Annotated in this window: 18 protein-coding genes; 5 read left to right on the top strand and 13 right to left on the bottom strand. The window is 65.0% G+C overall.

Going from position 1 to position 17,936, the window contains the following annotated elements; all coding sequences use genetic code 11:
* Window positions 1-159: 159 nt before the first annotated feature.
* Window positions 160-1,185 carry a serine hydrolase domain-containing protein gene (locus CCONF_RS01330; protein WP_290224443.1) on the bottom strand — a complete coding sequence of 342 codons (1,026 nt, stop codon included), beginning with the start codon at window positions 1,183-1,185 and terminating at the stop codon, window positions 160-162.
* Between the two features lie 12 nt (window positions 1,186-1,197).
* Window positions 1,198-2,355: a YihY/virulence factor BrkB family protein gene (locus CCONF_RS01325; RefSeq protein ID WP_290224440.1), complete on the bottom strand. Its 1,158-nt coding sequence runs from the start codon at window positions 2,353-2,355 to the stop codon at window positions 1,198-1,200.
* A 79-nt stretch (window positions 2,356-2,434) separates the two neighbouring features.
* Between CCONF_RS01325 and CCONF_RS01320 the strand changes: the two genes are divergently transcribed.
* Entirely contained in the window at window positions 2,435-2,929 is a 495-nt protein-coding gene (locus CCONF_RS01320) for an S-ribosylhomocysteine lyase (RefSeq protein ID WP_290224437.1), read from the top strand.
* Here CCONF_RS01320 and CCONF_RS01315 read toward each other — a convergent pair whose 3' ends face one another.
* On the bottom strand, window positions 2,930-4,051 hold the full coding sequence (locus CCONF_RS01315; protein ID WP_290226179.1) for a UDP-N-acetylmuramate dehydrogenase: 1,122 nt from the start codon (window positions 4,049-4,051) through the stop codon (window positions 2,930-2,932). It abuts the gene before it with no gap.
* A 24-nt stretch (window positions 4,052-4,075) separates the two neighbouring features.
* On the opposite strand from CCONF_RS01315, the gene CCONF_RS01310 reads away from it, so the two are divergent.
* Genes CCONF_RS01310 through CCONF_RS01300 form a run of 3 tightly spaced genes read left to right on the top strand, consistent with a single transcriptional unit; the run spans window position 4,076 to window position 6,224 of the window.
* A complete protein-coding gene (locus CCONF_RS01310; RefSeq protein WP_290224435.1) occupies window positions 4,076-4,567 on the top strand; it encodes a DUF2505 domain-containing protein in 492 nt (163 codons plus the stop codon).
* A gap of 16 nt (window positions 4,568-4,583) precedes the next feature.
* Complete coding sequence (locus CCONF_RS01305; protein WP_290224433.1) at window positions 4,584-5,390, top strand: class I SAM-dependent methyltransferase; 807 nt, start codon at window positions 4,584-4,586, stop codon at window positions 5,388-5,390.
* A gap of 57 nt (window positions 5,391-5,447) precedes the next feature.
* Window positions 5,448-6,224 carry an LmeA family phospholipid-binding protein gene (locus CCONF_RS01300; protein WP_290224429.1) on the top strand — a complete coding sequence of 259 codons (777 nt, stop codon included), beginning with the start codon at window positions 5,448-5,450 and terminating at the stop codon, window positions 6,222-6,224.
* Here CCONF_RS01300 and CCONF_RS01295 read toward each other — a convergent pair.
* From CCONF_RS01295 to CCONF_RS01260, 8 genes are all read right to left on the bottom strand, one after another.
* Window positions 6,217-6,804, bottom strand: a complete 588-nt coding sequence (locus CCONF_RS01295) for a hypothetical protein (RefSeq protein WP_290224426.1) — start codon at window positions 6,802-6,804, stop codon at window positions 6,217-6,219. The genes CCONF_RS01300 and CCONF_RS01295 overlap by 8 nt on opposite strands.
* 13 nt (window positions 6,805-6,817) lie before the next feature.
* Window positions 6,818-7,096 carry a DUF2516 family protein gene (locus CCONF_RS01290; RefSeq protein WP_409338398.1) on the bottom strand — a complete coding sequence of 93 codons (279 nt, stop codon included), beginning with the start codon at window positions 7,094-7,096 and terminating at the stop codon, window positions 6,818-6,820.
* A 36-nt stretch (window positions 7,097-7,132) separates the two neighbouring features.
* Complete coding sequence (locus CCONF_RS01285) at window positions 7,133-7,633, bottom strand: CGLAU_01105 family protein (RefSeq protein ID WP_290224422.1); 501 nt, start codon at window positions 7,631-7,633, stop codon at window positions 7,133-7,135.
* Window positions 7,634-7,763: 130 nt separating this feature from the next.
* Entirely contained in the window at window positions 7,764-9,074 is a 1,311-nt protein-coding gene (locus CCONF_RS01280; RefSeq protein ID WP_290226177.1) for a DUF445 domain-containing protein, read from the bottom strand.
* Window positions 9,075-9,349: 275 nt separating this feature from the next.
* Complete coding sequence (locus CCONF_RS01275; RefSeq protein WP_290224419.1) at window positions 9,350-9,724, bottom strand: hypothetical protein; 375 nt, start codon at window positions 9,722-9,724, stop codon at window positions 9,350-9,352.
* A gap of 57 nt (window positions 9,725-9,781) precedes the next feature.
* Window positions 9,782-10,531, bottom strand: a complete 750-nt coding sequence (locus CCONF_RS01270; RefSeq protein WP_290224417.1) for a succinate dehydrogenase/fumarate reductase iron-sulfur subunit — start codon at window positions 10,529-10,531, stop codon at window positions 9,782-9,784.
* Window positions 10,531-12,546 (bottom strand): fumarate reductase/succinate dehydrogenase flavoprotein subunit, encoded by a 2,016-nt coding sequence (locus CCONF_RS01265; RefSeq protein WP_290224415.1) that lies wholly within the window; start codon window positions 12,544-12,546, stop codon window positions 10,531-10,533. The genes CCONF_RS01270 and CCONF_RS01265 overlap by 1 nt, the downstream gene beginning before the upstream one ends.
* Before the next feature lie 30 nt (window positions 12,547-12,576).
* Window positions 12,577-13,332 (bottom strand): succinate dehydrogenase cytochrome b subunit, encoded by a 756-nt coding sequence (locus CCONF_RS01260; RefSeq protein WP_290224413.1) that lies wholly within the window; start codon window positions 13,330-13,332, stop codon window positions 12,577-12,579.
* 423 nt (window positions 13,333-13,755) lie between these two features.
* Here CCONF_RS01260 and ramB point away from each other — a divergent pair, with 423 nt between their 5' ends.
* The gene (gene ramB / locus CCONF_RS01255; RefSeq protein ID WP_290224410.1) at window positions 13,756-15,165 is read left to right on the top strand and encodes an acetate metabolism transcriptional regulator RamB; all 1,410 of its coding nucleotides are present in this window, start codon (window positions 13,756-13,758) and stop codon (window positions 15,163-15,165) included.
* 38 nt (window positions 15,166-15,203) lie between these two features.
* Here the strand turns inward: ramB and CCONF_RS01250 are convergent, their stop codons facing one another.
* Both CCONF_RS01250 and lpdA read right to left on the bottom strand, forming a co-directional pair.
* A complete protein-coding gene (locus CCONF_RS01250) occupies window positions 15,204-16,079 on the bottom strand; it encodes a MetQ/NlpA family ABC transporter substrate-binding protein (protein ID WP_290224409.1) in 876 nt (291 codons plus the stop codon).
* A gap of 166 nt (window positions 16,080-16,245) precedes the next feature.
* The gene (lpdA, locus tag CCONF_RS01245) at window positions 16,246-17,658 is read right to left on the bottom strand and encodes a dihydrolipoyl dehydrogenase (RefSeq protein WP_290224407.1); all 1,413 of its coding nucleotides are present in this window, start codon (window positions 17,656-17,658) and stop codon (window positions 16,246-16,248) included.
* Window positions 17,659-17,936 lie beyond the last annotated feature (278 nt).

Raw genomic sequence — 17,936 nt, 5'->3', positions numbered from 1 at the left:
AGCCACCACGAGAGTTCCGGACAAGTTTTGCCCTCCGGGGTGGGGTCCCAGCCCCAAACTTGTCGGGAACTCTCCTGCAGGCAGGGATGACTTGAGACGGCCCGCGCCTGGCCCCAAAACCCGGGCTCCATCTCCGCCCCCAAGGCGGCAACCTGAGCCTCACACCTCCCGCAGCAGGGACAGCGCCACCGACAGTGGGTCGCTGTCCATCGTCCCGTCGCGCAGCGAGACGAACACGCCGCGTCGTACCGCGCGGTCGAGGACGACCGCCGACACGAATCCGTTGGCAGCGCCGTTATGCCACGCCAGCTCGCCAGTATTACCGGCTGCCTCCTGGATAAACCACCCATCCGAGACAAGATGCTCGCCGCCGTTGGGGTCCTCCATGCCCGTGGAGTACCGCTGCGATGGCCCCGGCCCCTGCCCTGGTAGCCGGCCATCAAGAACGGCCTCGAGCACGATGACCATGTCCTGCGCGGATGCGCGAATCCCACCCGCCGGGGCGTATCCCTCCCCTGACCAGGGCTCTTGCGCGGTGTTGTACACGCTCAGGCCTGGGACATCGGCCTCACGTTCCGCCGCGCCCGGGTCTAGAACTGCGAGGGTCGGACACCCCAGCGGTTGCGCAATGCGCTGTGCGATCAGCTGTGGGTAGGAAACGCCGTCGGCAGCAGCCAGCGCGTGCCCGAGCGCAGCGCCGCCCAGATTCGAGTAGTGGAACTCCGGCGGTCCGAGGCGAGCCCGCCGCAGCTGAGCCATCAGATCGCTGAAGCCCTCGGGCTGCGGATCCTTCTTCCGGATCAACCGCCACAGGGACCGCAGGGCGGCCACCCGGCCACCGCCCACGCTGGGCAGCCCAGAGGTGTGATTGACCAGGGCTACCAGGGTGACGTCCCCAGCGGGCGCCCCAGCCAAAGGCAAGAAGTCTGACAAGGACGCTGAGCGGGAGACTGCCCCCTCGGCAACCATCGCGGAGAAGATGAGCCCGTTTAATGCTTTGCCAACGGAGCCGATGTGGAAAGTACGCTCGGGAGAAAATCCCTGGCCGGCGGTTGACTGCCCGCCCGGAAGCTCAGGGCCCAGCACCGCGGCACAGGCCCCGCGGCAGTCCACGCCGCTCAACGCACTCTGTAGTTTGGCAGACAGCGACGAATCGCCGAATGGTGTCGTGAATTCATCGCGCATGGCCAACGCCCTCTAGGACTCGTCCGGGGTTTCGGGGCTGTCGGCCTCGGCGGCATCGCGGATGTCTCCGGAGCGGGCCCAGAGGTCTTCCTGGGCGGCGAGTTGGGCGCGGGCGGCGGTGTCGTCGCGCGGGGCGGCCTGGATGTGCTGCTCCGAGTGCAGCCCCAGTTGCAGTTCCTTGGCGCGCAGGATCTCGGCGTCGATCTTGATGCCCACGATGAGCACCGTGTTCATGATCCAGATCGCGGCGAACAGGGCCATGACGGTACTGATGGCGCCGTAGGCGCTCATGCTGGCCACGTACTGCACGAACAGGCCGAAGGCGAACCAGACCAGGCCGTTGACCCCGACGGCGACGATAGAGCCCAGGGTCAGCCAGCGGAAGCGCTCGGGACGCACGTTGGGCGCGTAGTGGTAGAGCACCGCCACGAGGGTCAGGACCACCAGCAGCGTGATAGGGAAACGCAGCCAGTTCCACACCGGCAGGAAGATGCTGATGAGGAATTCGGCGGCCTCCTGGAGCCCGAGCTGCTCCGCGACGGGCTGGATGGCACCGGTGACGATGGTATCGCGCAGCAGGTTGGCAAAGAGCACGATGACCGCGCCGATGACCAGAACCAACGTCAGGCCCCACATCAGCGACCAGGTGCGGATGAGGCTGCGGCCCTCCATCCGGCCGTAGACCAGGTTCGCGGTCCGCGAAAAGGCCCGCACGTAGGCGGAGGCGGAAAACAGGGAGATGAGCACCGAGATCACCAGCGCCAGGGTGCCTTCGGCCGTCGAACCGATGATGGAGCCGACGATGGAATTAGCTTGGTCCTCGAAGGTCTGCGGCAAGTACTGGTCGATGAAATCGGAGGTCACCCGCAGGACTTCTTCTTTACGGCTGGCGAACAGCAGCGTGGCGATGGAATAAGCCGCCAGCACCGTCGGGGCAAAGGCCATGAGGGTGAAATAGGTCATCGCGGCGGCGCGGTCCAAGAAGCCGTCGTGGAAGAAGTCGCGCCAGGTGCGCCGGGCGACTAACACCCAGCTGTCCTTGCGCAGCCGGTTGCTGCGGGCTAAGGGATCGGCGTCCCCCGAGTGGCCGGCCACGCGCAGGACGTCGGAGCCGCCCATGGGGACGACGGTCTCCACGGGTACAGCGTCCGCCGGTTCGTGCTTAGTCACAGCTATAGACCTTAAAGCACCCGCTGGGTGCGCAAGAAATAGACACCCACTCCGGCGGGGTGTCGTTAGACTGGGAGATATGACTGAGAAGAACAATGCTTCCGAAAAGACCCCGTCGAACGTCGAATCCTTCGAGCTGGACCACCGCCTGGTGGCCGCGCCGTATGTGCGCGTGGCCGGCAAGACGGATCTGGGCGATGGCAAGGAGGTCATCAAATATGACCTGCGCTTCTGCCAGCCCAACAAGGAGCACCTGGAACCAAAGGCCATGCACTCCATCGAGCACATGATGGCCCAGTTCATGCGCAATTACACCGACAAGCTAATCGGCTTTGCCCCGATGGGCTGCCTGACCGGCTTTTACGCCATCACCAACGGCATGGGACGCGAGGAGCTGCTGCGCGCCCTCGAGGGCGGGCTGAACGACATCCTGAGCGCCACCGAGGTCCCCGCCGCCAACGAGGTCCAGTGCGGCTGGGGCGCTAACCACTCCCTCGAGGGCGCGCACGAAGCCGCCCGCGCCTTCCTGGACAAGAAGGACGAGTGGGACCAGGTCATGGCCGAGGACAAGTAGCTAAATACTCACGCCCAGCCAGACCGGCTCGGGCACCAGCTCCACACCGAAGGCCTTCTTCACCCCGGCGCGGATGTCGCGGGCTAGCCGAACGATGTCGTCCGCGCTGGCCCCGCCCCGGTTGGTCAGCGCCAGCGTGTGCTTGGTGGACAGGGTGGCGGCCCCGTGGCCGGGGTAGCCCTTGTCGAAGCCGGCGCGCTGGATGAGCCACGCAGCACTCAGTTTCTCCTGGGTGCCGCTTTCGCTGTCTCCACCAGAAACGGCGGAACCGGCAGAAACCGCAGAGACGACATGGCGCGGCATGGAATCTTCGCCGGTGGCGGCCTGGATGGAATCGGCGACGGCGCTGGGCACGATGGGGTTGGTGAAAAAGGAGCCGGCGGACCAGGTGTCGTGGTCGCTGGCGTCTAGGACCATGCCCTTACCGCGGCGCAGGCTGAGGACCTGCTCGCGCACGTCGGCGACGGGGCGCTGCTCGCCCGGGGTGTCGGTGAGCTGGCCGAAGCGCAGGGGGCGGGAGAGCCCGTCGGTGGTCAGCTGCAGCTCGACTTCCAGCACGACGGCGCGGCCGGTGAACTTCAGGTTGGAGTAGCGGTAGGCCAGTTCCAGGTCGGCGGCCGGCACCCACTCGGTCTGCCTACTCTCGCGGTGGTAGAGCTTGACTTGGGTGAGCACGTCGGAGATTTCCGCCCCGTAGGCGCCGACGTTCTGCACCGGCACGGCGCCCGCGTTGCCCGGGATGCCGGACAGGCACTCGATGCCGCCCAGGCCCGTCTCGACGGTGGCAGCCACCACGGCGTCCCAGTTGGCGCCGGCTTGGGCGCGGACGATGCCGGATGCGGCATCGATGTCCACGGCGTCGAAGTCGAGCAGCACGGCGATGTAGTCGAGCTGGCCCTCGGCGACGACCAGGTTGGAGCCGCCGCCGACGATGACCAGGGGCGCGCGGGAGGCATCGATAGCAGCGATGGCTTGGGCGGCCGCCTCGGGTGTCGCGGCGCGCACGCAGGCCCGCGGGGAACCGCCGATGCGCAAGGTGGTCAGATCCGCGAACGTCACCTGTGGATCGAGCTCCACCCCGTCAATTTCATTCAGCTGCTGGGTCAATAATTCTTCAGGCACGTTATCCACGGTAGTCTGTATACCATGTCAACTCGTAGCGAAAACACCGTGACTATCAATCAGCCCATCGAGAAGGTGCACGAAGCTCTGCGTACCGAGGCTTACTGGGAGTACGTGGTAGCCAACCTGTCGCCGGATCCGGGCCAGGTGCACGACTTCACCAACGACACCGCGATCCTGTACGAGATCCTGCCGACCAGCCTCCTGCCGGAGGCCGTGCGCGCCATGGTTTCCCAGGACCTGAAGGTCAAGCGCGTGTTCACCACCTCCGACCTGGACGGCAACGCGGCCGATGCCAACTACACCGCCGACGTCAAGGGCACCCCGGTGGACTTCAAGGGCGAGATCAAGCTGACCGGCGAGGGAGAGACCACCACCCTGGCCTACACCAACGAGATCTCCGTCAACATCCCGATGATGGGCGCCGCCATCGAGCCCAAGGTGGGCGAGGCTCTCGAGGAGCTCTTCAACAACGAGGGCGCCCTGACCGACAAGTGGATCACCGACAACCTCTAAAACGCCCACTCCTTAAATGGCCGACCACGCGCATAACCTGAAGGCTAACCCCAGCGCGGGTCGGCCTTTTGGCGTCATCACCCGCGGCACCACCGCGGTCAACCGGCTGCGGCGCTGCGACAGGTGGATGCACGCCCACCCGGACATCGCCTCGCTGCTGCGCAGCCACCCGGTCCCGCACGCCATCGACGTCGGCTACGGCGCGTCCCACACCACCACCGTGGAATGGGCGCGCTGGCTGCGCCGGGTCAACCCGCACACGCGGGTCACGGGACTGGAGGTAAACCCGGAGCGGGTCCTGCCGCCCCGCGACGGCGTGGAATTCGAGCTCGGCGGCTTCGAGCTGGCCGGCCACCACCCGCACCTGGTGCGCGCCTTCAACGTGCTGCGCCAGTACGACGTCGACCAAGTTCCGGAGGCCTGGGAGGCGGTCTGCGCGCGGCTGGCCCCGGGCGGGGCCTTCGTGGAGGGCACCTGCGACGAGCTGGGCCGCCGCGCCACCTGGATCCTGCTGGACGCTGCCGGTCCGCAGACACTGACGCTGGCCTGGGATCCCTTCGACGTGGAGCGCCCCTCCCAGCTCGCCGAGCGCCTGCCGAAGGCGCTCATCCACCGCAACGTGCCGGGAGAGGGCATCCACGAGCTGCTGTCGGCCGCGGACCGCGCCTGGGATCACTGCGCCGGCTGGGCGCCGCACGGCCCGCGCGTGCGCTGGCGGATGGCCCAGGCCCTGCTTCGCGATGCCGGCCTACCCGTCGCGCCCGCACGCCGCCGCCTGCGCGACAACCACCTGACCGTTGACTGGGAATTCGTCACCCCCTAGGCCGAATTTGCCGCCCCGCGTTGCCGAAGCCCACCGTTATGGGCGAAACTGGTGAGCATGGCTCAAAACAAATCTGCCGCATCGACGGCCTGGAAGATTATCGTCGGGGTGCTCGTCGCCCTCCTCGTCCTCGTCCTCGTGGCCGAGTTCGGACTGCGCTGGTTCGTCGGCGACAAAATGAAGACGCAGCTGCGCGAGAACGCCGAGTCCGACGGCGTGGTGATGCAGGAAGATCCTTCCGTGAACTTCGGCGCCAGCCCGCTGGTCATCGGCGTGCTCAGCGGCACCATCGGGCAAATCAACATGGACGTGCCCTCCACCTTGGACATCTCGGACGCGGGCATCAAGGGCCAGCCTGCCGCGCAGCTCGAGGTCACCGACCTGGAGATGAACTCCGAGACCGCCGGGCACCTGGTGGCCACCACCACCCTGCCCGACGAGTTCCTGCTCAAGACCTTCCAGGACAGCCTGCGCGAGCAGTCCGGCTTGGACATGCTGGGCGATATCGTGGTCACCGACATCACCTCCAAGGACGCCGAAAACGTCCTCGAGGTGCAGCTGGGCGGCGGGCTGGCCACCCTGTCGCTGACCCCGCACGCCGCCGACGGCAACCTGAAGATCGAGGCCACCAAGTCCACCCTCTTCGGCATGGAGCTGCCCGCGGAGGTAACCCAGCAGATTACCCAGTCGCTGTCCGACGGCCTGTCTGAGCAGATGGCCGGCTCCGAGTTGGCCATCGAGGACGTGCAGGTCCAGGAGGGCACGCTGAAGATCACCGTCGCCGGGGATAACGTCAAGCTCTCCGAGACGCAAAACACCACTAGCGTTACATAAAACAAACAAACTGGTTAAAGGAGGTGGCGACCGCGACGTACCCCTCTTCCAGCGCGTCGATCTGCTGACCGATATCCAGGGCAGTTTCCGCCCACAGGATCCGCTCGAGGCACGAATCTGCCGTCTCTGGCCCCTCCTGGTCGCCGCGGATGATGACCCGCTGGTAGCCGGCCTTCTCGGCCATATCCACTACGAGGTCCGGGGCAGCCGGGGCGACATCGGCAGCCGGCAGGATGACGCCCAGCACGACCGGGTCGGGGCAGGCCTCGCGGACCGTGACCAGATCGGTGAGCAGGGCGTTGGGGTCGTTCAAGGTGGCATCGACAGCCACCCAGATTTCGGCGGCGCCGTTCTGGACCGCCAGGCGAGCCTCCGTCGCCTTGACCAGGCTGTGGTGCCGGCCGGTGGGAAAGCCCGCGACGGCGGCCACGCGGCCGGCGGCGGCCTGCGGCAGGTGGTGCGGGCTCAGCAGCACGGGGCCGGAATACTCTTTCACGGCGCTTTCGACCTCGGCGCGGGACGCGCGCGTTAGGTCCCAGTAGACGCGTTGAGCGAGCCACGCGGCATCGTCAGGCAGCATACCGAGTACAGCCCTAGTAGCGGTAGTCGCCGTTGATGAGGGCACGCAGCTGCGGGCGCACGTCGAACCAGTAGACGCCCACGCAGACCGCCGCGATCCACTTCAGGAACGGCAGGTTCAGCAGCAGTGCCAGGGCCGAGCCGGCCATGATCGCAACCCACGTCATCTTGGACTGGCGGTCCCCGGCCGTGAACGCGTCCTCCCGGGTGTTGGCGGCCATCACGGCGCCCACGATGGCGGCGATGGCCACGCCCCAGAACAGCACCGTCTCGATCGCGGTCAGTACGAAAATAACGGGATTATCGAGAAAGAACACTAGCTGTTAAACCTACTTCTCTTGGTTGTCCTCAGTGGAGATTACCTCTCCATCGATGATATCTTGCGTCGGATCCGCCACCGAATCAGCGCCCTTGGCGTTCCTGCCGGCGTCTTCCTGCTCGGTGGTCGTACCGTTGGCGCGGCGGCGCTCCTGGGCGGTGTTGACGGCCTCGTTCACGCCGTCCTTGGTGGCGTTGTAGGCCTGGCCGAAGTTGTCCTTGGCGGCGTTGAAAGACTCGGAGTCCTTGGTGCCCTCCGCCGCGCGGCGCAGCGATCCGCCGTAGTCCTTCGCGGCGGCCTTCGCCTTGTCCACGAGGGAGGCGTCCTCTCCGATCTCCGGCTTATCGGTTGCGTGGCTGCTGCGGTCCTCGCGGAAGCGGTCCGTGAAGTCCTTGGCCACGCCCAGCGCGGAGGCGCCGGCCTCCTTGATCGGGCCCCAGGATTCCTTCAGCGAATCCGCGATGGACTTGTCGTTGTTTCCGTTGTTCGGCTGCTGCGTGTGCTCGGCCATGGTTTTCTCCTCGGGGAAATACTTTCGTTCGGTTCTTTAGGTCGTGCCGGTATGAGATTGTAAAAACTGGTCGTGCAAGCGTATCCGGCGCCGGGGAGAGGGCCCAGTGGGAAGTCCCAGAACACCGTCCCTAAACGCCAAATATGAGGTGATTAACAGTGTAGATGACCAAGCCGGCCAGCGCACCGACAATGGTTCCGTTCAGGCGGATGAACTGCAGATCCTTGCCCACCATGAGCTCGATCTTCTCGGAGGCCTCCTCCGCGTCCCAGCGCTCGATGGTCTCCGAGATGATCGAGGTGACCTCGCCGGAGTAGTTGTCCGCTAGGAAGGCCGCGGTGCCGTTAATGCGGCGGTCCAGGCTGGCACGCAGCTGCGGGTCCTCGCAAATATTGGTGCCCCACTGCAGGCAGAGGCCCCGGATCTTCTCGCGCAGCATCGAGTCCGGGTCTTCGGCCTGCGCGATGATGGCGGCCGCCGACTGGCGCCAGATGGCCTGCGGGGCGCGCTGCATGCGCTCCGAGCCCATCAGGTCCACCTTGAGCTCCTCCACGCGGCGGATGATGCCCGGGTCGTGCTGCAGGTCGTCGGCGAACTTGTCCAGGTTGCGGCGGATGGACTGGCGGGCCGGGTGGTTCTTGTCCGCCTTGACCTCGTCGGCGAACTGGACCAGCTCCCGGTAGACCTTCTCGCCCACCAGCGAGCGCGCAAAGCGCGGCGCCCACTGCGGCATGCGCTCGTCGATGAGCCGCACGACGGGCTCTTCCATCTGGCCGACCTTGGCGTGGGCGTAATCGATGAGCTCGTCGACGACGGGCTCGACCTTGCCGTCGGCGATAAGCCCTTCCAGCAGCCGCCCGGCCGGCGGACCCCACTCGGGCTCGGCCAGCCGGTCTAGGATCTGGGACTGGATGAGCGCCTCGGCGTCCTTCGGGTCCAGCGCCCGGATGGCGTTGGCCGTCAGCTTGCCCGCCTCCCGGGAGACCTTCGCGGCGTTATCCTCCTGGGACAGCCAGCATCCCAGCTTGTCCGGCAGCTGCGCCTGGGAGACCTTGTCCGTAATCAGCTCGGCGTTGAGGAAGTTCTCCCCGACGAACTCCGACAGGGCCTCGCCCACCTGGTCCTTCTTGCGCGGGATGAGCGCCGTGTGCGGGATGGGAATACCCATCGGGTGCCTAAACAGCGCCGTCACGGCGAACCAGTCCGCCAGGCCACCGACCATGCCGGCCTCCGCGGCCGCTCGCACGTAGCCGACCCACACCGGCGCGCCCCCGGGCTGGTTCTGCCACCACGAGCACGCGAAGAAGATGACGGCCGCCAGGCCCAGCAGCGCGGTCACAAAAATCTTGTGGTTCCGCAGCGTGCGGCGCCGCTCCTGCTCCACCTCCGGCGACGGCCCCGGCACGGGGCGGCTAGCGATGCCGCCGGCGCTGGCTTCCACTGCCTGACCCTGGTGGCTAACGCCCTCGTAGCTAGCAGCAGTGCTGTGCTTGCCCAACGTGAATACTCCTTAACCGCCGCGCAGTGTCTTTTTCCCTTATCCATTCTGCCTCATCTCGGGACTTGCCCCAGCGGCGCCCTGGCCGGGGCGCCACCGGCGCCGGGGTGCTGGACCAGGCGGGGTGGCATCGTCAAGCCCGGCATCGTCAAGCCCAGCAAAGCAAGAAAAACCGCACCCGCCAGCAGCGGGTACGGCTTGTGTCCTTGGCGTTTGGCCTAGTTAACGCGACCGGTTTCCTTGCGGTACTGGTGGTAGTAGCGGCGCCCGAACTTCACGGACACGATGGCCGCGATGGAGATGATGACGGCCAGGACCACACCAATGATGATGGTGGTGTCCACATGCGCCTCAGAGGCGGTGCCGTTCGGGAACAGGTAAATGCCAAGGCCCCAGGTGATGATGCCGATGGCCGGCAGGATGCCCATGATGAGGCCCATGCCCACCCAGGTGGAGGTGCGCAGCAGCGAAGAGTGCGGCGCGGCGAACGACACGGGCTCGTAGCCTTCGATGTAGTTGTCCTGGATCTTGCCGGAAAACTCCGGGTAGGTCTCGCTCGCGTGATCCGCGATTGCCTGGGAATGAGTGCTCATAGGGATGAACTTTCTGCCGGAATCGGTTGTTACTGGTGTTTCTCTACTGACTATAGTCTAGTCGTCCTTGCCGCGGAAAGCAGCACGGGCACGTTCGCGGGTGACCGCGGAGACCGCGGTCAGCGGAACGCCGGCCGGGCAGACGTCGGCGCACTCGCCGTACAGCGAGCAGTGGCCGAAGTTCTGCTCCAAGTCGTCGACCATGTTGCGGGCGCGACGACCGCGCTCTTCCTTGCCCAGCGGCATCAGCGACAGGTGCACCAGCTTGGCGCCGGTGAACAGGTGGGCTGCGCCGTTCGGGCAGGCCGCCACGCAGGCACCGCAGCCGATGCAGGCCGCGTGGTCCAGCGAGTACTCGGCGGTCTCGTGGTTGATGTGCATGGTGTCGGCATCCGGGGCGGTGCCGGCGTCCATGGAGACGTAGCCGCCCTGCTCCATCACGTGATCGAGGGCGCTGCGGTCGACCACCATGTCCTTGATGACCGGGTAGGCCGCGGAGCGGAAGGGCTCGATCTTGAGGGTGTCACCGTCGTTGAACTGGAACAGGCGCTGCTGGCAGGCCGGGGTGTTCTGGCCCGGGCCGTGCGGGCGGCCGTTAACGGTCAGACCACAGGTGCCGCAGATGCCCTCGCGGCAGTCGGAAGCGAAGGCGAACGGCTCCTCGCCGCGCTCAATAATGCCGTCGTTGACGTGGTCCAGCAGCTCCAGGATGGACATCTGCTCTTCAGCGTCGTCGACCTGGACCGTCTCAAACTTGCCTTCTTGGGTCGGTCCGGCCTGACGCCAGATCTCAAGTGTCAGTTTCATTACTTGTAGTTCCTTGTCATCAGCGGGATCGAATCAAAGTACAGGGGCTCGGCGTGGCGGATGAACTCGTGCTCACCTTCGCCAGCCTCCCAAGCCGAGACGAAGCACCAGTGCTCGTCGTCGCGCTCGGCCTCGCCGTCCTCGGACAGGTGATCGTCGCGGAAGTGCGCGCCACAGGACTCGTCGCGGTCCAAGGCGTCGATGCACATCAGCTCACCCAGGTCCAAGTAGTCGGCCACGCGGGCGCCGTACTCGAGCACCTGGTTCATGTCCTCGGCGGAGCCCGGGATCCGTACGTTGGCCCAGAACTCGGAGCGCAGCTCGCGGATCTTGCCGATGGTGGTCTTCAGATCCTCGACGTTACGGGACACGCCGCAGCCCCAGTAGAGGAGCTCGCCCAGCTTGCGGTGGTAGTAGGCCGGGCCGTGCGGGTCGTTGCCGCGGACGTTCATCAGGCGGTCGATGCGGCCCTTCGCGCGCTCCAGGGCGCGCTGTGCGGCCTCGGAATCTTCGGCCAGCTTGTCCTCACCGAGGTGGTTAGCCAGGTAGTTCGGGATGGTGAACGGCAGGGTGAACCAGCCATCCACGGAAGCCGACAGCAGCGAGTTCGCGCCCAGGCGGTTAGCGCCGTGGTAGGTCCAGGAGCACTCACCGGCGGCGAACAGGCCGTCGATGGAAGTCATCTCGTTGAAGTCGCTCCACAGGCCACCCATGGTGAAGTGGCAAGTCGGGGCGATGCGCATCGGGGTCTCGTAGGCGTCCTCGCCGATGGCTTCCTTGTACATCTCGATCAGGTTCGAGTAGCGCTCACGGATCTTGTCCTTGCCGAGGCGCTCGATGGCATCGCGGAAGTCCAGGTAGACCGAGTTCTTCAGCGGGCCCACGCCGAGGCCGGCGTTGATCTGCTGGGAGATGGCGCGGGAGGCGACGTCACGCGGGACCAAGTTGCCGAAGGCCGGGTAGCGGCGCTCCAGGAAGTAGTCCCGCTCCTCCTCCGGGATGGAGTTCGGGTCGCGGTCATCACCTTCGGCCTTCGGGGACCAGATGCGGCCGTCGTTACGAAGCGACTCGGACATCAGAATGGTCTTCGACTGCCACTCGGAGTTGACCGGCAGGCCCGTCGGGTGGAACTGGATGAACGACGGGGAGGCCAGGTAGGCGCCCTGCTCGTAAGCGCGCATCATGGCGCCGGCGTTCGAGTTCTTCGCCAGGGTGGACATGTGGAAGACGTTGCCGTAGCCACCGGTACCCAGAATGACGGCGTGGCCGGTGAAGGCCTTCAGCTCGCCGGTAATCAGGTTACGGGTGACGATGCCGCCGGCGCGCTTGGTGCCATTGTCATCGTAGGTGATGATGTCCTGCAGATCGTGGTGGGAGAACAGCTCCACGTTGCCCAGCCCGATCTGGCGGTACAGCGCCGAGGTGGTCGACAGCTGCAGCTGCTGACCCGTTTGGCCACGGGTGTAGTAGGTACGGGAGACCTGCACACCACCGAAGGAACGGGTGGCCAGGGTGCCGCCGTACTCACGGGCGAACGGGGCGCCGATGGCGTTCATGTGGTCGATGACGCGGCCAGACTCGGAGGCCAGGCGCCAGCAGTCGGACTCGCGGCAGCGGTAGTCGCCGCCCTTCACGGTGTCCTTGGTGTGACGGTAAGCCGAGTCGTTGTCGACCTTCTTGGAGCGCGAGGAGTTCACGCCGCCCTGGGCCGCGATGGAGTGCGCACGGCGCGGGGAGTCGTGGTAGGTGAAGACCTTCACGTTGTAGCCGAGCTCGCCCAAGGAGGCCGCGGCGGCGCCGGCGGCCAGGCCGGTGCCGACCACGAGGACCTCGAATTTGCGGCGGTTCAGCGGGGAGACCAGCTGCATGTGGTCCTTCTGGTAGCTCCACATGTCCTTCATCGGGACGCCGTGAGGCTCGTTCGACTCCAGGATCTTGCCGGGGCGCACGCCCTCGACGATGGACTCTGGGTGCGAGAAGTCCGGGTGCTCTCGCTTCAGTTCGGTATTAGTCATGGGTTCAAATATTCCTATCAGTCCTAGTTACTAACTGACGAAGCCAAAGGCGACGGACAGGGGCATAACGATGTTGCCAATGCAGACGATGGCCGGAATCAGGTAGGCCAGCACCAGGAAGGTCTGACGCCACTTGTAGCCGGTGATACCCAGGTCAGAAGCAGCCAGCTTGATGCCGTGGGTCAGGTGCAGGAACAGGCAGCACATGGCGAGCACGTAGAAGATGGTCACGGGCCAGCGGCTGAAGGTAGCAATCATGTTGGCCTTGACGGCGCCGTGGACGAAGGCGTCCGGAGCGGCCGGGGCCACGCCCATGGTCAGGTCCAGCAGGTGGAAGATGAGGAACAGCAGCAGCACGATGCCGGTGACCAGCATGGACTTGGTAGCGAAAGAGTCCAGGCCGCCCATCAGGTTGGAGCGGCGGAAGCTGCCGCGCGAAGCCTTCGAGCGCGAATGCAGCGCGATGGCACCGTAGATGTGGCCAACCAGGGCAACCAGGAGCACGATGCGGATGATCCACAGGGCCGTGCCGTGCGGCAGCAGCGGCTCACCCAGGGAGCGCAGGAACTCGCCGTAGACGTCCAGAGCTTCCTCGCCGCCATGGGCGGGCATGTACAGCTTCAGGTTACCGGCCATGTGGCCGACGACGAACAAAGCGAACAAGAGACCGCTGACCGCCATGATGAGCTTGAGAGCCCACGACGGGACGCCGGGGGTCTGGCGGATCGGTTCTTCACTGATACGACCGTGAGCGATTGCCTCACGGTCAGGTTTCTTCAAAGTCATGACACCTCCATAGTCAACCTAGACTTTACGCAGGATATGGGCCTTTCTCCTAGTTATGAGCTGACCCACAGGACCACTGGCAAATTTTGCCTTGCTTGAAATTCCCCAGCTTTAGGTAAGGGTGCCCAAATCTGCGTTTTAGGAAATGGGGCGCCACCTTGGCAACTCGCAATTAGAAAACATGTGTGTTGTGTAATTATTTCGCCATTTGTGAGGTTGGTCACCCGACGCGTTAATGGTGAATGACTTACCCCAATTGGTGTCATACTTTCGCAGGTATCGCCCCCGGATCGGGCGATTTTCAAAACCGGACGTTTGTACCTTTTATCCCCTAAGCACTACTTTCACACCACCGCTAAGAACCTTCACACAAAATTTGCTAAAACACTGTTATAGGGGCATTGGGCAGGTAACCTATCCGTCATGACGAAGACTTACGTGGGCTCCCGGCTGCGGCAGCTGCGGCGCGAAAGAGACCTCAGCCAGGCCTCCCTGGCGTCCACCCTGGGCCTGTCGGCTAGCTACGTGAACCAGATCGAGCACGACGTGCGCCCCCTGACCGTGCCGGTCCTGCTGCGCATCACCGAAGTCTTCGGCGTGGACGCCACGTTCTTCTCCCGCGACGACGACTCCCGGCTGCTCGCCGAAATCCAGGACGTCATCCAGGACAAGGAGCTCTGTCCCTCCCCCGTGGAGCTGCAGGAGCTGTCCGAGCTGGTCTACAACCACCCCACCGTCGCACGCACGCTGGTGGACATGCACCGGCGCTACCGCAATGTCCGCGACAAGCTTTCCCTGGCCACGGACTCGCGCCGCGTCACGGACTCGGCACAGGCGCTATCGATGCCCCACGACGAGGTCCGCGATTTCTTCTACGCCCGCCAGAACTACCTCGACGGTCTCGACCACCACGCCGAAGACCTAGCCGGCGAGTTGGGCGTCGAGCCCTTCCACATCCGCGACACCGAGCGGGCCCTAGCCGACCGACTGCGCTCGAAGCACAACCTGGAGATCAAGACCGTCGGCCAGCTGGACGGCACTCTGCACCGGCTCGACCGGGAGGCCGGCACCCTGCTGCTGGCCAGCCGGCTGACCGAGGGCCAGCGCGCCTTCCGCATGGCCACGGAGCTGGGGTTTTTGGAGGCCGGCGATCTCATCACGGACGCCGCCGACGAGGAGCCGTTTACCTCCCAGGCATCGCGCCGGTTGGCGCTGCGCGGCATCGCTAGCTATTTCGCGGCCGCGACCGTGCTGCCCTACGGATCCATCCACGCGGAGGCCGAGAAGTCTGGCTACGACGTTGAGTTTTTGTGCCAGTCCTTCGGCGTGGGCTACGAGACGGTCGCCTCCCGGCTGTCCACCCTGCAGCGGGACAACCAGCGCGGCATTCCTTTTACCTTCGTGCGCGTGGACCGCGCGGGCAACATGTCCAAGCGCCAATCCGCCACCGGCGTGCACTTTTCCAATTCCGGGGGAACCTGCCCGCTGTGGAATATCTACGAGACCTTCTCCCGGCCCGGCATCATCTCCCGGCAGCTGGCGCAGATGCCGGACGGACGCAACTACCTGTGGGTGGCCCGGACCGTCCAGTACCTACAGGGCCGCTATGGCGACACCAACAAGATGTTCGCCATCGGGCTGGGCTGCGAGGCGCGGCACGCTGACCGCACCGTCTACGCCGCCGGCCTCGACTTAGCCGACATGTCCAGCGCCACCCCGATCGGCGCCGGCTGCCGCATCTGCCCCCGCAGCAACTGCGCCCAGCGCGCGTTCCCGCCCATCCACGAGGCGCTGGACATCGACACGCATCGCTCGGCGGTGGCGCCGTACTAGGAATGTCGGTGCTGCTTCTCGGTGCCTAGTCTTGGCGCCTATTCCGCCTCGAGTTCGTCCATGACGCGCTGCAGGACCTTGTCCATCTCCTCCGGGGAGCGCTGGACCTGGACGGAGGTGCCCTGCGAGTCCTCGTCGACGGCGGCCTGGACCTTCGGGTCGTGCCAGAGCTGCGCGAGCTCGCGGTAGACCTCGTTATCCTTGTCCTCGGCGCGCACGACGAAGGCGTTGATGTACGGCGCGGCCTCGTCGGAAGCCGGATCGTCCTGCGCCACGGCGGTGGTCGGGTCGATGCCGGCGCGCTCCAGGAAGGAGTTGTTGATGACGGCCGGGGTGCCCTCGCCCCACGCGGAGGTGGTCTGGGCGGCATCGACGGTAGTGACCTTGACCTTGGACTTGGCCTCGTCGACGTCGGCCGGCGTCGGCGAGAGGCTGTCCTCGCCGGTCAGCTCGACCAGGCCCGCAGAAGCCAGCACGTTGAGCGCGCGACCCTGGTTGGACGGGTCGTTCGGGATGGCCACCGTCTCGCCCTCGATGCCATCCAGGGAGTCGTGGTCCTTCCAGAACAGCGCGAGCGGCACGATCTCCGTGGAAACGATCGGCACGAGATCCTCGTCGTTACCCACGTTGTACTCCGCCAGGAAGCGCAGCGTCTGGAAGTTGTTGATATCGTTCTGGCTCTGCGCCAGCGCAACGTTCGGGGTGGCGTAGTCCTCGAAGTTCTCGACCTCGATATTGAAGCCGTTGTCCTCGGCCACCTCCTCGAAGGCGGTCCAGGCCTTCTTCGCAGCATCGGTGGTGCCGACGACGATCTTCTGGTCCTTGCCCTCCCCGTCGGAGCTAGAGCAGGCCGCCAGCCCGGTGCTGGCGACGGCCACGGCGGTGACGGTAGCGATAATGCGGCGAAGCTTCATGTATTTATCCTTTGCGTTATTCGGCGCGCCCGGCCTGGACACCCCCATGAACTAAGCGGTCTAGTGCAGATTAGCAAAGTTCGAACCGCTCGGTCTATAAAGCGCAAAAATTCCCTCCCCCAACGGGTGGGGAAGGGAATCCGGATCGGCGCCTAGGAAAGGCTCCTTAGAGGTTGATCATGTGGCCGCCGATACCCTCGGCAGCTTCCTTCATAGCCTCCGACAAGGTCGGGTGCGTGTGGATGTTGCGGCCGATTTCCTCGGTGGTCAGGTCGAAGCGCTGCGCCAGGGTCAGCTCCGGCAGGAGCTCCGAGACGTTGGCGCCGACCATGTGGCCGCCCAGCAGCTCGCCGAACTCGGCGTCAGCGACCAGCTTGACGAAGCCGGCGGTCTCGTTCAGGCCCGCGGCCTTGCCGTTCGCGGAGAACGGGAAGCTGGCGACCTTGATCTCGCGATCCGGGAACTTCTCCTTCGCGGCCTCCTCGGTGTAGCCGAAGGAAGCAACCTGCGGGTTGCAGAAGGTCGCGCGCGGCATCATCTGGTAGTCGCCCAGCTCCTGGGTCTCGGCGCCGGCGATGGTCTCGGCAGCCACCACGCCCTGCGCCTCGGCCACGTGGGCCAACTGCAGCTTGGCGGTGACGTCACCGATGGCGTAGATGCCGTCGACATTGGTGCGCATGCGCTCATCGATGGCGATGGCACCGCGGTCGGTGAGCTCGACACCGGTGTTTTCCAGGCCGTAACCCTCGGTGCGCGGGGCGAAGCCGATGGAGACCATGCAGCGATCAACGGTCAGGGTCTCGGTCTTCTCGCCGTCCTTGGACTCGATCTCGACGGTCACCTCGTCGCCGTTGTCCTTGATGGAGGTGGTCTTGTAACCGGTTTTCAGGTTCACGCCCAGCTTCTTGTACTGCTTGGCGATCTCCTTGGAGACGTCCTTGTCTTCGTTCGGCAGGACGCGGTCCATGAATTCCACGATGGTCACGTCCACGCCGTAGTTGGCCAGGACGTAAGCGAACTCCATGCCGATGGCACCGGCGCCCACGATGACCATGGACTCAGGGGCGTCTTCCTTGAGGATCTGCTCCTCGAAGGAGACGATATTGCCCCCGATCTCAACGCCCGGCAGGGACTTAACGACGGAGCCAGTGGCGATGATGCAGTCATCGAAGGTGAGGGTCTTGCCCTTGTCGTCACCCTCGGTAATCTCAATCGTCTTGGCGTCCTTAAAGGAGCCCAGGCCGTTGACCTCGGTGATCTTGTTCTTCTTCATCAGGTAGTGGACGCCCTTGACGATGCCCGAAGAAACCTTGCGGGAACGCTTGTGGGCTGCCCCATAATCGAAGGAGACCTCACCGGAGATGCCAAAGTCCTTGGCCTCGTGGTTGAAAGTGTGGGCCACCTCGGCATTCTTCAGCAGCGCCTTGGAGGGGATGCAGCCGACATTGAGGCAAATACCGCCCCAGTACTGCTTCTCCACCACGGCTACCTTCTTGCCGAGCTGGGCTGCGCGGATGGCGGCGACGTAGCCGCCAGGGCCCGCGCCGAGTACTACAACGTCATAATGTTCATTAGTCACGTCTTACAGGATACGTAACTTTGGCCACGCTGTCTGCCAAAGGGGCAAACAAAGCGCGGCAACAGGGGGCTGGCCGGGGCTATTGCCCCGGAGACTCCGGGGAGATTGCCTCTCGGGCGGATGTCTTTAGAACATGCCCAGCGCCAGCGCAATGGTGGACGAGGTGGAGGAACCAGCGTGGACGAGGCCGCCCAGGAATTCGTTGATCTGAACCAGGATGGTGTCGAAAGCGTTCATTTTTTTTAAAACCCTTCTGTAAACGGTGGAGAGACAGCGCT

Source organism: Corynebacterium confusum, from assembly GCF_030408715.1.
Taxonomy (GTDB): Bacteria; Actinomycetota; Actinomycetes; order Mycobacteriales; family Mycobacteriaceae; genus Corynebacterium; species Corynebacterium confusum.
The sequence above is the reverse complement of the archived record's forward strand: the minus strand, read 5'-3'. Positions and strand labels throughout refer to the sequence as shown.